The sequence below is a fragment of the Lysinibacillus sp. NPDC093216 genome (assembly GCF_050280325.1).
GTDB lineage: Bacteria > Bacillota > Bacilli > Bacillales_A > Planococcaceae > Lysinibacillus.
Genome location: NZ_JBNNVB010000001.1, coordinates 70,263 through 83,410, shown reverse-complemented (window position 1 = coordinate 83,410; position 13,148 = coordinate 70,263). Strand labels below are relative to the sequence as shown.

The following is a 13,148-nucleotide window of genomic DNA, read 5'->3' as shown; positions in this document are numbered from 1 at the left end:
AAAAAACTTATACTCTTCGATTTGTCAGGACTGTTCTTGAGGAAATATTGGAAAAGGGTTGTTTAAAATGACTGTGTGAAATCAGACTTTCTAAACAACCCTTATTTTAATAACGATTAATTGTCTCGGGTTCGTTCAATTCAGTAATAAATTCTTCTTCTTCATCACGTTTAAAGGATGTGTATTGAGCTATTAAATTTTCGTCATAGGTTATTTTCAATCTGGAATTCCTTTTAGGTACTTCAACACCATTTGTAATAACGGTTTCTTTTTGGTTTTTAGAGCTTTCATAAGTATAGTTTTGACTATTACCACGTACTGCAGTTAGAATTGTTCGTCTTGCTGAAATTCCTCCATACAAGTTAATATTCGAGCCAACGCCATACATAATCATATTTTGTTTTGAATAGAAAAAGCCTTTAAGCATACTAGGCGTAGCACTATCAACAGAAATATTACTAATTGAAATGTCCCCTGTTGCGAAAATAAAGAGGGTGCTATTTGAATTTATTCCATTTAAAGTACTATCCTTAATATCAACGTTACCATTTACATATAGCATGGCATCGCTACGTAAATTAGTATTGTTTACAATGAAATCTCCATTAATAAAATAGGTGCCCGACAAATTTAAGGTTTTTCCACTTCCATTAATATTAAAATTTCCTCTATCGAGGGTTTTCTTACAACCAAATAAACCCCAAGTATTACATTCTTCTTTTTCTCCATGTATGAAAATAATATTGTCTCTATTAAATTTAGATGTTTCGTGATTTGTGTTCGAGACACTTAAGCCAGTAGGATAGTTTTTATTATAATTTTTATTTGTATACAAAGGTATAACTTTCTCTGTTATTTCAAGATTATCTCCGGGTAGGCTTTTTGTTACAAGGGATACATTTTTCGTTAAAAACAAACGATTCTGTAATTCGCTTTTTGTAGCAGGATTTGAAGGGGTGAATTTTATATATTTAGAACCGTTTAAATAGTTTGTATTGCCAGATATGTGTGAAGGATAATCAACAGTATTATTTACATAATATATATTTTTTTCTGATTCCCTCATAATTATTTTTGGGGTAACACTTTTAGAGTCTGGAATTATTCTGGGAAAAACGCTATCTGGCCATTGTGCAATATTATTTTTTAGCCAATGGGCTTTTTCAGAGATAATTAAATGACCATCTGTTTTAATATCTCCCTGAATTTCAACACCACCATGTAAATAAAGATTCCCCTCGTCATTCGTTGAAACAGCATAGCGTAATTGATCTGGAATTGCATCTGTACCGATAATAATCTGTGAATATGTAATATGCTCTTTACTATTTACTTTTCCAGTACTTTTAAATGTTACTAGGCGTTTATAACGATCCTTCTCTTCATTTGAAATTAGTTCTACTTTCTCGATGCAGACGTTTGTTTGATTAGCATTTTCTGCAGGGATGTTAATGCCTTGCGAGCAACTTAGCTTTGTAGCAGTCAAGGTATTAACGAGGAAGGTTTCGAATGCAGTCTTTCCCATTGGTTTATCTTTAATTTCTTTTTTTAGAACAGCTTGAATATCATTAACGGCATAGACTATCCCTTTATCTGATAAATCTTGAGCTTGTACTACTTCCTCTCGAGTGTTGTTTTTTGTAATACCGCTTGACGTTAAAGTGATAAGACTCAAACCGAGTATAGTGAAGATGATGATGACTGCAAATGTTATTAACAATGAATAGCCATTTTCATTTTGCCGGAAAATTTTCATATGACAATCTCCTTTATTTAAACTATTTTGAGCTTACAATAGGTTGAATCTGATTTTTAAATTCCATAGTTTTTGTTTGGTCATTACCTGAACGTTTTTTTATAATCTCAAGCTTTAAATTGATTGTGTAAATGGATTCAACTGTAGGGTTTCTTGTTATTTCTGAATTTTTAGAAATTTCAATGTTGCTGTTTTGAACTTTATATTTCTCCTTTTTAAAATAGATATAGGTAGTGCTATTTTCAGTTTTAAATCCTATAGGCTCAAGCGTCTTTTCGCATTCGCTAGTAATAGTCCATTTACCATCATCGTTTTTTTTACATTTAGACAGATCATTGGTTACTTCAATATATTGATTACTGATATTCCTTACAATATGACTTTGGTTTGTTGTATAGAGGGTTTTAATAAATTTACTTATGATTATATCTGCTTCATCTCTAAGCATAGTTTCTTGTTGAATATTTTGATTAGTTTCTAAAGTTTTCACAAGGATTGAAAAGATAAGGGTGGAGACGATTGCTAGAATAACAATCGTTGCGAGTAATTCAATTAGTGTTAAACCATTTTGATTCTTAATATATTTATTCAATTGAAACATATCCTTCCGACGAGCCTTTTGTTTTTCCATTTTGAGAAGTTACTGTTACAACTACTTTTATTAGATTTAAATCTTTTTCCGTGAAATCTGAATTTGCATATTTATTAGAATTTTGACTAGGGGTATATGTAATTGTATATGTTTTTCCATTTAAATCTATCTCGAGAGGTGGGTTTTTCTTTTTGGCATCTGGTTCACTGGTATCTTTAAAATAATCATTCAAGTCTTTTGTAGCTATTTTGGTAAGTGGATCAGATTTTAATTTAGCTAATACAGCATCGGCTAAATTTACAGTGACTAATTTTTCGATATTTACTGTGGCTGTTTTATTCGTAGATATAAATATTTGGGCAAAGGATAAGAGAATAATGGATATTAATACAAGTGATGCAACTACTTCGATTAAAGAAAATCCTCTCTGTGATTTTATCAACATAAAAAACTCACCTCCGATCTAATAGTTTTTTTTATCTAGAAAAGTTGAATTAATAAGCTTGATTCGGAAATATGTAGGTAAATATAACCTCATTATATAGGGTGTTTACCTTATTGACAATGTATTATTAATGATTTTAATTACACGTAAATAATTTTTAGTTCATAAAATTTTAACTTTTTTTAGTTAAAAAGACTCATTAAATAATATCTAGTATGCTGTATGGTAAAAATATGAATAAAAAGTAACGGAGAGATATGAGTAATTAGGCATTTTATTTTTGGATATATTTGTAAAGGCGGTAAGGCTATGAAATTACATTTGAAGATAGGTTCAGCAGTAGCTGTTCTAATCATTTTATTAACAGTCTGGGTACCAAATTTAATTATTGATAGAGCATTAGCTAAAGGGGATGAATCTACAATCGGTGGAATATCAGTTAAGGACTTAGAAGATGATGCCATTGAAAATGCTTTACGAGAGGCCATAAATACTTGGCAAGAGGCTCCTATCGATGTAGAAGGTGCTAAGGTTACGATTTCACTTGACCCTAAACTGTTTGTATTTGATGTAGAGAGTACGATGGCTGAATATCATAGTTTAACTGACAGGTCTTGGCTTGCTTTCTGGAAGCAAAGACAAGTAGTACATATACCCTTACATGTGGTAGTTGATGATCAAGTGAAGAAACAGCTTGAGGCTACTGGTGTATGGGAAGTTGAAAAGACTTTAAATACGATTATCACCGAAACTTCCAATTTAAAAAGTCACGAAGTCGCTGCAACAGTTGCAGATACTAATTTAATAGAATCGGAGCGTTTAGCTCTATCAATTGAGGAAATCCCTACAAATGCAATGGGTGTTGATAAATTAGCGAATACGTTAAATGATTCTATTGTTTTACCGAATGAAGCGTTTTCTTTTTTAACAATGATAGAAGAAAAATATGAAGAATCAGATAGTGAAGCGATTAATTTCGTAGCCTCTATGCTTTATCATGTTGCTCTTCAAACCGATTATGAGATTTCAGAGAGACATTCCCAAGGAGAGAAGCCAAATTATTTACAGCAAGGTTTGGATGCGAGGGTAAATCGAGCGTTAGATAAAGATTTGCAATTTATAAACCGTTCGGATCAACCGAATAAATTAAAACTCACAGTAGAAGGCGAATCTTTAAAAGTGGAATTACTAGCTCAAAAGAAAGAAAAAGAAATCTCAGTTCGTGTTAGTAAAGATAAAATCATACAACCGCGAGTCATCACTCGCTATTCTAAAGATTTACCAATAGGTAGAGAAGAAGTTATTCAAAAAGGTCAAGAAGGCGTACGGGTAGAAGTTTATCGCTCGATTTCAGAAAATGGTAGCACTACGGATGAACTTGTTAGCCGTGACTATTATCCACCAGTAAATAAAATTATTGTGAAATCTTCAAGACAGCCCGTTGTTACTGAAAATAGTAGTGGAAACTCCGACTCGAGTGATCCAGACTTACAAATGGATTTAGACGGAGATGGATTACCGGATACACAATCTGAAAATAAAAAATCCGGCAATAATGTTACAAAAACGAATAAAGATACATCTGCAAATACAAATACTTCAACAGACCCGAATGACCCTGAAATTGTATATGGCTATTACGATAAAGGTGGGAATTTTATACAAACAAGCCCGTAAAGAGAGGAGCAAACGCGAATGGTCGTAAAAACTGGACGAAAACGCTTAGGTGATTTACTTGTCGAATCTGGTGTTATTACAAATGTGCAATTAGAATTTGCTCTTACAAATAAAACAAAAGAAGAGAAATTGGGAGATTTTCTTATAAAAGAAAATATTCTAACCGAGCAACAGTTAATCGAAGTACTAGAGTTTCAGCTAGGAATCCCACACATTCATTTGAATCAATATTCTATCAGCCCGGATTTACTTCAGCTTGTTCCGGCTGAACTCGCTAAACGAACAAATATTATTCCAATCCGTCGTGAAAAAAATAAACTGTTTATCGCGATGGCTGACCCGATGGATTATTTTGCAATTGAAGAAGTACGTATGGCGACGGGCTGCCAAATCGAAACGAGTATTGCGGCTAAGGATGATTTATATCGTACGCTAACGAAATACTATGATTTGCAAGAATCTATGGAAGCTGCATTGCTCGACATTGGCGCGACAGTTGCTGAAACTCAGGAAGAAATTGAACGAGAGGATTCTCCAATTGTTCGCCTAGTTAACCAGATCATTGCTAACGGAGTTGCCCAACGAGCGAGCGATATCCACTTTGACCCACAGGAGACGGAGTTAAGGGTTCGTTATCGAGTGGATGGCGTTTTGAGAACAGAGCGCTCGTTACCGAAACATATGCAAAATATAGTGTTAGCACGTATTAAGATTATGGGGAATTTAAATATTACAGAAAATCGAATTCCTCAAGATGGACGTATTAAAACGAATGTTAATTTCAGGCCAGTAGATATTCGACTTTCGACACTTCCAACTGTTTATGGAGAAAAAGTGGTAATGCGTATTTTAGACTTAAGTAGTGTTGCCAATTCTATTGATAAGCTTGGTTTTACAGAGCAAAACGAGGCCCTTTTCCGAAACATGATTGCAAATCCAAATGGGATTCTGCTCATTACCGGCCCTACAGGATCAGGGAAATCATCAACATTATATGCTGCCTTAACTAACTTGAATGAAGAGGGTGTCAACATTATTACAGTTGAGGATCCGGTTGAATATCAGCTTGATGGGATAAACCAAATTCAAGTGAAAGAAGAAGTAGGCTTAACTTTTGCCACTGGATTGCGTTCAATTTTGCGTCAGGATCCAGATATTGTAATGATAGGTGAAGTTAGGGATTTCGAAACGGCGCAAATAGCAGTACGTGCCTCGTTAACAGGGCATTTAGTCTTAAGTACTTTACATACAAATAGTGCAGTCGAGTCGATTTCTCGACTTCAGGATATGGGGGTAGAGCCATTTTTATTATCCTCCTCACTTGTAGGAATTATGGCACAGCGCTTAGTACGACGAATTTGTCGAGATTGTGGAGAAGATTATACTTTTACTAACCATGAATTAGAAATAATGCGTAATAACGGCATTGAAGGTTTCACACATGGTAGACGCGGAAGAGGCTGCCCTTCGTGTAATCAAACAGGGTATCGTGGACGGATGGCTATTCATGAAATTTTACCAATCGACCGCAATATTAAAGAAATGATTTTAAGTCGAAGTAGCGATAGTGTGATCCGTGATTATATGAAACAAGAAGGCTATTACACATTACTAGTAGATGGGTTGTTAAAAGTAGTAGAAGGACTAACAACTACTTCAGAAGTGTTGCGTGTAGCAAATGTAGATTAGGATGTGAATCGTTCATGACAACATGTAGAAATATTGATGAGCTATTAACGCGTGCATTTGAAGAAAAAGCGTCTGACCTTCATTTAACTAAGGGGATCCCGCCTGTTTATCGTATCCATGGACAACTAGAACATTATGGGAGTGAATTACTAAATTCCGAAGAATTACATACTATGGTGAAAACTATTTTACCTGAGCATAAATTACAAGAATTTCACGATAAAGGGGAAACTGATTTCAACTATTCATTGCCCGGGAAATGTCGTTTTCGTGTAAATGCATATCATCAACGCAATGAAGTGACAATAGCTGCCCGTTTAATAGAAGCAAAAATCCCTTCCATTGAATCGTTAAATATGCCACAGGTACTGTATCAATTAGCAGAAAAACCACAGGGACTTATTTTAGTGACTGGTCCAACAGGTTCGGGAAAATCTACAACGCTTGCTGCAATGATTGATCATATTAATGAAACAAAATCAAAGCATATTATCACGCTTGAGGACCCGATTGAATATTTACATGCACACAAAAAATCAATTATCAATCAACGTGAAGTAGGGGTTGATACTCAGAGCTTTTCCAATGGTTTGCGTGCTGCTCTTCGTCAGGACCCCGACATTATTTTAGTAGGTGAGATGCGGGACTATGAAACGATTTCAACAGCCATTACAGCGGCAGAAACGGGCCATTTAGTGATGGCGACATTACATACAAGTAGTGCTCCGACTACGATTGATCGTATTATAGATGTTTTTCCACCACATCAGCAAGGACAAATTCGTGTACAACTAGCAAATGTTTTAGTGGGCATTATTTCACAGCGTTTATTTGTACGTAAGGATGCCAAGGGACGTATTGCTGCAACTGAAATATTAGTACAAGCACCATCTATATCAAATTTAATTCGAAATGAAAAAGTTCACCAAATTCCTACTGTTATGCAGACGAGTAAAGCTTTAGGTATGCATACTTTGGAATCTTCTATGCAGCAGCTAATAGCAATGGGGAAAATCTCTTTAGAAGAGGCAAGGCCATATATGAATGCGGGGGATTATAATTGACCGTTTTTCGATATAGTGGACGCACAAAAACTGGTGCACACAAAAAAGGAATTATTGATGCGACTAACAAAAAAGTAGCACTTGAAAAATTAAGAGCACAAGGCATTAATGCCCGTGAGCTGGAAGAGTCTAAAAGCATTTTGCACAAAGACTTAAATATTGGCGGTAAAGTAAAGCACCAGGATTTCGTTATTTACTGTCGTCAATATGCAACACTAATCCGTGCTGGCGTTTCTATTGTAGAGGCAACACATATTTTAAGTGGTCAAACGAAAAGTAAAGCATTGAAGAAAGCGTTAGAACAAGTGGAAGAGGATATACGCGGGGGGACAGCGTTTTCGGACGCAGCGGCCAAGCACCCAAAGGTTTTTCCTATAATGTTTGTTAATATGATGCGTTCAGGTGAGGCAACAGGAAATATCGATGAGACTTTAGAGCGGTTAGCAGGGACACTGGAAAAACAATTCAAAATTAAGAAGAAAGTACAATCAGCATTGGCATATCCGGCTATTTTATCTGTGCTGACGATAGTAGTTGGGATGAGTTTAATGATATTTGTTGTTCCGACGTTTATGGTTACTTTTGAAAGTATGGATGTAGAGATGCCGTTATTAACAGTCGTCGTTGTAAGTGTTTCGGATTGGTTAATTAAATATTGGTATATAGTAATTGGACTTGTTTTTTTATTGGTTTTTCTATTTAGATTTTTCTATAAAAATAATAAGCAATTTCATTACAACGTAAATTACGTAATATTACGAATACCTGTATTTGGAATTTTAATGCAAAAAAATGTAATTGCTCGTGTGACTAGAACCCTATCATCACTATTCAGTAGTTCAGTACCAATTCTACATGCACTGACAATTGTCGAAAAGGTTTCAGGGAATCCAGTAGTAGGAAAAGTTGTACTGGAGGCAAGAGAAAACTTAGAAAAAGGCGGTACCTTATCTGAGCCATTAGAAAAAAGTTGGCTATTCCCTCCTTTAGTAACCCAAATGACATCTATCGGAGAAAAAACGGGTTCTCTTGATTATATGCTCGAAAAGATAGCAGATTTCTATGAGGATGAGGTAGATCGCTCAGTGGATACATTAAAATCGCTCGTAGAACCATTAATGATACTAGTTTTAGCAGCCGTTGTAGGTGTAATTGTTGCGGCAATTTTCCTACCAATGTTCGTATTATATGAAAATATGTAAGCGTACTAACTTTAAAGGGGGTGGTATAGAAAAGTTGTCGTAGTAATGGGTGTACTTGTGTTTTCGGACTAATCATAACAATTTTTAAGGAGGAACACCAATGTTCAAAAAATTCATGAACAAAAAATTATTGAAAAATCAAAAAGGGTTAACGCTAATCGAGGTACTAGCTGTAGTTGTTATCCTAGCAATCGTAGCATTAATCGCTATTCCAGCGATTGGTAATATTATTGATAATAGTCGAATTAAAGGCGCAAAAGCTGATGCAGTCAATTTAATCAATGCAGCACATTTGTATTATACAGATGGTGGAACTGAGGTTTTTGGTGAAAAGATGGTAGATTATTATGATACTGCGGGTGGTGCAGTAAAAGGATGGACTGTTTCTAAACCAGGGGGAACAGGGGATAATGCATCGTCCGCTCTACAATTCAGTGGTAAAGTAACGAGAGGAAATGTCACTATAGAATTTATTAGTGCAGGTATAAAAGAGATTGAACCGGATTCTAAAAAAGGGAACGATAATGTAAAAATTAGTAAATAATTAATCCTCTAACTGAGTCTGATGCTGTCGAAGTGGTATCAGGCTCAGAAAAGAACGATTAATTTAATTAAAGGAGGCATCTTTTCACATGTTTACAAAAAAGAAAAAATCGCATGTGTCGATTGAAATAAAAGATTATATATTGCGTGCGATTGTGGCAAAAGGTGCTGATCCGTCGCAATGGAAAGGCTATGAAATGCCATTAGCAGAAGGAATTGTTGAAGGATCTGTTATTCATGATGAAATGGAATTGTTTGATGTAATGAAAAATGATGTGGCAAAATGGGCTGGTAAAAAGCAAAATGCGCGTATTTTTGTACCGGATACTTCCGTTTTGTTGAAGAGCTTTGAGCATCCTGATGATATAGAGTGGAATGAATTAAAAGGTTATGTAGAGATGGAACTTGGTCATTCCATTCATCTTCCATTTCAAGAGCCTCTTATTGATGTGTATGACCCAAATCCAAGTGATGGACAGGCCATGCTATTTGCAGCACCTTCAGAAGAAGTTTCTAAAATGATTGGACTTTTACTCGATGCTACATTAGAACCACAAGCAGCAGATATTCGAGCATTGTGTAATATTCGTCTGTTAGAGTATTTGCAGCTAATAAAGGACAATCGAACTTATTTAATAGCGGATTGGTCGATCAATGAATTGTCGATAAGTATTTTTTCATTTGGTCAACTGGAGTTTTTACGATACCAATCATTTGATACAGATTTATCGAAATGGAAGCCTGAAGAGATTGAAGAGTATCGTTTTTCTTATCATTTAGAAGTTGAAGATGATTATCGTATGATTCTTACCGATCAAATGCTTGAAATCGATCGTATTATGAATTTTTTTAAGTTTTCCTTACATAAAGGTGAGAAAAGTGTAGATGAGATTATCATTTTAGGAGATAATCCACTACTTCCTACCATTAAAGAGTTTTTAGAAAATAATTTTTCGACACCAATTATTATGTTAAATGATTCAGTTATTCAAAAATCTTTCCCTCAATTTTCAGAGAAATTTGCAAGCTTAATTGGACTTGCATTAAAGGAGGTTAACTGATGGTACCAGAAATTAACCTCTTGCCGAATTTGGAGAAGAAGCATTCAACACCTACTTTAATATATGTAGTATTTATTATTCTTATTGGTATGATAGTAGGATATATGATTTTCTTGTTTTTCCAAGCAAAAAGTGATTTTACAAAATTAAATGCACAGGAAGTGGAGCTTTCATCGCAACGCGAACAACTTCAAATCGAGTTAGATGGTAAGCGAAATGCGAACCAAGGCTCATTGGAGCAATCCGTACAATTTGTGGAAAACGTATCCTATCCTGTGACACCTTTAATGGATGAAACACAAGTATTGTTACCAGAGCAAACGTATTTAAGGAACTATGTATTTGGTGAGAAAAATGTTGAAATTACAGCTGATTTTGAAACGATGTCAGCTATATCATCTTATTTAGAAAAGCTAACTGCAAGCCACTATTTCAATGATATACAGGTTGATACTATTTCTAATTTTGATCTTGCTATTGGACAAGAGGAAGAAAGTGCTAAGAACAAGTTTAAGGAAATACCACGTTATTCTGCAACTATTACATTAGGAATTGATTTTAAATTTCTCGCTGGAGGTAGAGAATCATGACAAGTAGTAAAAATTCAACGATTCTTATCTTAACAGCATTCATTGCAGCCATTTTATTTGCGCTATATTACTATATATTAACACCTAAATTAGAAGAAGTAGATGCGAAAGAAAGCTCGAATATCGCCATTCAACAAGAAATATCTACTATTCAGGAGCAGATTGCTTTACTTGAAAAGAATGGCAAATCAAATGGTACAAGTAATTTAACATTGCGTAAAAAAGTACCTCAAACTCGAGCTATTGATGAAGTCATTCGAAATATTGAAGAGATAGAAGCGGTGACGGGGACACGGGTAGAAGCTATGGACTTTAATAATTATGATTCCCTCGTAGCGGATTCTGCTATTACAGATCCCAACTCGGCAAATTCCGAGGAACAGGCTGATACGCAGCAATCCGCAACTGAAGCGGATGAACAAGCTGTTGCTAAGAATGATGAAACTCCTGAAGTGAAAGATAAAATACCAACTGCTACTTTTACTAAAGATTCCTTACCAACGGAATTAAAACTAGTAACATTTGATATTGATGTTGTCGCAATGGATAATAAAGCAATGGTTGAGTTTATAAAAGAGATTGAAAAAATTGATCGTGTGATGAAAATTGATGCAATCGATTTCACATTAACGGGTGAAGAAGCGAAATTCAAGGAGGACGCTGATTCAACCTTAAAAGCAACCATACAAGTAACGACGTTCTATTATGAAGGACAACAATAATCTAAATGGCGCGCATACTTAAATGTATGGGCGTCTATTAGTATAGGAGGACATAAAATGGAAATTGCTTATACAATTACAGTTTTAATATTTGGGCTTGTTCTTGGCTCATTTTTTAATGTGGTTGGCTTACGGGTGCCTTTGAAAGAGTCCATTGTGCGTCCACCCTCGCATTGCACTTCTTGTAAGAGACAGTTGACGGCGCTTGATTTGGTGCCTGTTTTGTCTTATTTATTTTTAGGTGGAAAATGCCGTAGCTGTGGGCAAAAGATTTCTTGGATTTATCCACTGATGGAACTTATAACAGGCCTATTATTTGCTTTTGCTTATTGGAAATTAGGCTTTAGTGCAGAATTTTTTGTAGCGCTATTATTTATTTCATTATTAGTCATTATTGTTGTGTCGGATTTTGCGTATATGCTTATTCCCGATAAGGTGCTATTATTCTTTTTACCATTGCTAGTTTTTGGACGCGTGATATCTCCTTTGTCACCGTGGTGGGACAGCATAGTTGGTGCTGTCGTAGGTTTTGGCATATTATATTGTATAGCTGTTCTATCAAGAGGTGGAATGGGTGGTGGTGATATTAAATTATTCTTTTTACTTGGTCTCGTACTCGGGACAATACATACAATTCTGACGTTATTTGTAGCGGCAGTAATTGGCATGATTGTTGGCATCGTTGTATTAAAGGTACGCGGACAGGGAAGAAAAACGCCTATACCATTCGGACCTTCTATTGCTCTGGCAGCTATTATCATCTATTTCTATGGGGATGCGTTGATGAATTGGTATCTTGGATTTTGGTAATTAATCAGTGATGGATTCCTTCAATGATTAATATCTTCACCAATTTGGCTTTTACAGGCAGTTATTGCAAGATAAAGATCATGGAGGGGATAGGATGAAACCAATTATCGGAATAACGGCTTTTGCGGAGGATGATTTGTCCTCAAGATTAAATGCTGCATATAGCAAAAGTATAATTGAAGCAGGGGGAGTTCCACTTATAATTCCACTTGGCGTTGAAGAGGATGTAGCACAAATTTTATCATTGACGGACGGATTATTACTTTCGGGTGGCTATGATGTACATCCATTCCTCTTTGACGCAGAACCTACACCGAAATTAGGGAAGGTTCATCCTGAACGAGATTCAGTGGAGCTTGCTTTAATTAATGCAGCCAATATTCGGAAAATGCCGATTCTCGGAATCTGTCGAGGGCTTCAAATACTAAATGTTGCGTTTGGAGGCACAGTCTATCAGGATATTGAAAGTGAGTATCATAGTAAAAAATTAATAAAGCATGTGCAACAAGCAGCGCGAGGTGTTGCAACACATTATGTAAATTTAACACCGGATACATTATTAAAAACGATTATTGAGGAAGAAAAAATTGCTGTGAATTCATTTCATCATCAGGCAATAAATGTAGTAGCAGAAAAGTTGAAAGTGGTAGCAAAATCAAGTGATGGTATCATTGAAGCGGTAGAGCATGTTGATTTACCATTTTGTCTAGCAGTACAATGGCATCCAGAAGAACTAGCCGTTGCAGGAGATGAAGTATCAAAGAAACTATTTGCTGCATTTGTAAAGGCAAGTTTAAAGTTTAAAGTAGAGGCATAAAACTTTATAAGCATTATTTTTTATCCAAGGCTAAGATAACCTTCGTGATGAACATGAATACAATGCTAGGTGTAAGGAATCCATTGTAAAGTGGGTTCTTTTTTAGTGTATAAAATAGCACTCAAAACATAAGAAAAAGAGGTATATGCTCATTTGTGAACATAATATCCTCTTTTTATA

Annotated in this window: 13 protein-coding genes; 10 read left to right on the top strand and 3 right to left on the bottom strand. The window is 35.3% G+C overall.

Features of this window, described 5'->3' with window-relative positions; translation table 11 throughout:
• Positions 1–106: 106 nt before the first annotated feature.
• Genes ACQKOG_RS00455 through ACQKOG_RS00445 form a run of 3 tightly spaced genes read right to left on the bottom strand, consistent with a single transcriptional unit; the run spans position 107 to position 2,793 of the window.
• Positions 107–1,756: a hypothetical protein gene (locus ACQKOG_RS00455; protein ID WP_427444315.1), complete on the bottom strand. Its 1,650-nt coding sequence runs from the start codon at positions 1,754–1,756 to the stop codon at positions 107–109.
• 22 nt (positions 1,757–1,778) lie between these two features.
• Complete coding sequence (locus tag ACQKOG_RS00450) at positions 1,779–2,348, bottom strand: PulJ/GspJ family protein (protein ID WP_427444313.1); 570 nt, start codon at positions 2,346–2,348, stop codon at positions 1,779–1,781.
• Positions 2,341–2,793 carry a type IV pilus modification PilV family protein gene (locus tag ACQKOG_RS00445; RefSeq protein ID WP_427444310.1) on the bottom strand — a complete coding sequence of 151 codons (453 nt, stop codon included), beginning with the start codon at positions 2,791–2,793 and terminating at the stop codon, positions 2,341–2,343. The genes ACQKOG_RS00450 and ACQKOG_RS00445 overlap by 8 nt, the downstream gene beginning before the upstream one ends.
• A 309-nt stretch (positions 2,794–3,102) precedes the next feature.
• Here ACQKOG_RS00445 and ACQKOG_RS00440 point away from each other — a divergent pair, with 309 nt between their 5' ends.
• From ACQKOG_RS00440 to ACQKOG_RS00395, 10 genes are all read left to right on the top strand, one after another.
• The gene (locus ACQKOG_RS00440) at positions 3,103–4,470 is read left to right on the top strand and encodes a VanW family protein (protein ID WP_427444307.1); all 1,368 of its coding nucleotides are present in this window, start codon (positions 3,103–3,105) and stop codon (positions 4,468–4,470) included.
• An 18-nt stretch (positions 4,471–4,488) separates the two neighbouring features.
• Positions 4,489–6,159, top strand: a complete 1,671-nt coding sequence (locus ACQKOG_RS00435) for a GspE/PulE family protein (RefSeq protein ID WP_427444304.1) — start codon at positions 4,489–4,491, stop codon at positions 6,157–6,159.
• A gap of 14 nt (positions 6,160–6,173) precedes the next feature.
• Entirely contained in the window at positions 6,174–7,223 is a 1,050-nt protein-coding gene (locus ACQKOG_RS00430; protein WP_427444301.1) for a type IV pilus twitching motility protein PilT, read from the top strand.
• Positions 7,220–8,425 (top strand): type II secretion system F family protein, encoded by a 1,206-nt coding sequence (locus ACQKOG_RS00425; protein ID WP_427444298.1) that lies wholly within the window; start codon positions 7,220–7,222, stop codon positions 8,423–8,425. The genes ACQKOG_RS00430 and ACQKOG_RS00425 overlap by 4 nt, the downstream gene beginning before the upstream one ends.
• Before the next feature lie 100 nt (positions 8,426–8,525).
• Complete coding sequence (locus ACQKOG_RS00420) at positions 8,526–8,969, top strand: type IV pilin protein (protein WP_427444296.1); 444 nt, start codon at positions 8,526–8,528, stop codon at positions 8,967–8,969.
• 88 nt (positions 8,970–9,057) lie between these two features.
• Positions 9,058–10,029: a type IV pilus biogenesis protein PilM gene (gene pilM, locus ACQKOG_RS00415; RefSeq protein WP_427444293.1), complete on the top strand. Its 972-nt coding sequence runs from the start codon at positions 9,058–9,060 to the stop codon at positions 10,027–10,029.
• Positions 10,029–10,619, top strand: coding sequence for a PilN domain-containing protein (locus ACQKOG_RS00410; protein ID WP_427444290.1), 591 nt, complete (start codon positions 10,029–10,031; stop codon positions 10,617–10,619). Before pilM ends, ACQKOG_RS00410 begins: the two co-directional genes overlap by 1 nt.
• Positions 10,616–11,341 carry a potassium transporter gene (locus ACQKOG_RS00405; protein ID WP_427444288.1) on the top strand — a complete coding sequence of 242 codons (726 nt, stop codon included), beginning with the start codon at positions 10,616–10,618 and terminating at the stop codon, positions 11,339–11,341. Before ACQKOG_RS00410 ends, ACQKOG_RS00405 begins: the two co-directional genes overlap by 4 nt.
• A 57-nt stretch (positions 11,342–11,398) precedes the next feature.
• Complete coding sequence (locus ACQKOG_RS00400) at positions 11,399–12,151, top strand: prepilin peptidase (protein ID WP_427444285.1); 753 nt, start codon at positions 11,399–11,401, stop codon at positions 12,149–12,151.
• A 94-nt stretch (positions 12,152–12,245) separates the two neighbouring features.
• Positions 12,246–12,968 (top strand): gamma-glutamyl-gamma-aminobutyrate hydrolase family protein, encoded by a 723-nt coding sequence (locus ACQKOG_RS00395; protein ID WP_427444283.1) that lies wholly within the window; start codon positions 12,246–12,248, stop codon positions 12,966–12,968.
• Positions 12,969–13,148 lie beyond the last annotated feature (180 nt).

Excerpts from the sequence above, each read along its gene's own strand:
- ACQKOG_RS00455 (WP_427444315.1), bottom strand. The coding sequence starts at position 1,756 with ATGAAAATTTTCCGGCAAAATGAAAATGGCTATTCATTGTTAATAACA.
- ACQKOG_RS00445 (WP_427444310.1), bottom strand. The coding sequence starts at position 2,793 with ATGTTGATAAAATCACAGAGAGGATTTTCTTTAATCGAAGTAGTTGCA.
- ACQKOG_RS00440 (WP_427444307.1), top strand. The coding sequence starts at position 3,103 with ATGAAATTACATTTGAAGATAGGTTCAGCAGTAGCTGTTCTAATCATT.
- ACQKOG_RS00435 (WP_427444304.1), top strand. The coding sequence starts at position 4,489 with ATGGTCGTAAAAACTGGACGAAAACGCTTAGGTGATTTACTTGTCGAA.
- ACQKOG_RS00430 (WP_427444301.1), top strand. The coding sequence starts at position 6,174 with ATGACAACATGTAGAAATATTGATGAGCTATTAACGCGTGCATTTGAA.
- ACQKOG_RS00420 (WP_427444296.1), top strand. The coding sequence starts at position 8,526 with ATGTTCAAAAAATTCATGAACAAAAAATTATTGAAAAATCAAAAAGGG.
- pilM (WP_427444293.1), top strand. The coding sequence starts at position 9,058 with ATGTTTACAAAAAAGAAAAAATCGCATGTGTCGATTGAAATAAAAGAT.
- ACQKOG_RS00410 (WP_427444290.1), top strand. The coding sequence starts at position 10,029 with ATGGTACCAGAAATTAACCTCTTGCCGAATTTGGAGAAGAAGCATTCA.
- ACQKOG_RS00405 (WP_427444288.1), top strand. The coding sequence starts at position 10,616 with ATGACAAGTAGTAAAAATTCAACGATTCTTATCTTAACAGCATTCATT.
- ACQKOG_RS00400 (WP_427444285.1), top strand. The coding sequence starts at position 11,399 with ATGGAAATTGCTTATACAATTACAGTTTTAATATTTGGGCTTGTTCTT.
- ACQKOG_RS00395 (WP_427444283.1), top strand. The coding sequence starts at position 12,246 with ATGAAACCAATTATCGGAATAACGGCTTTTGCGGAGGATGATTTGTCC.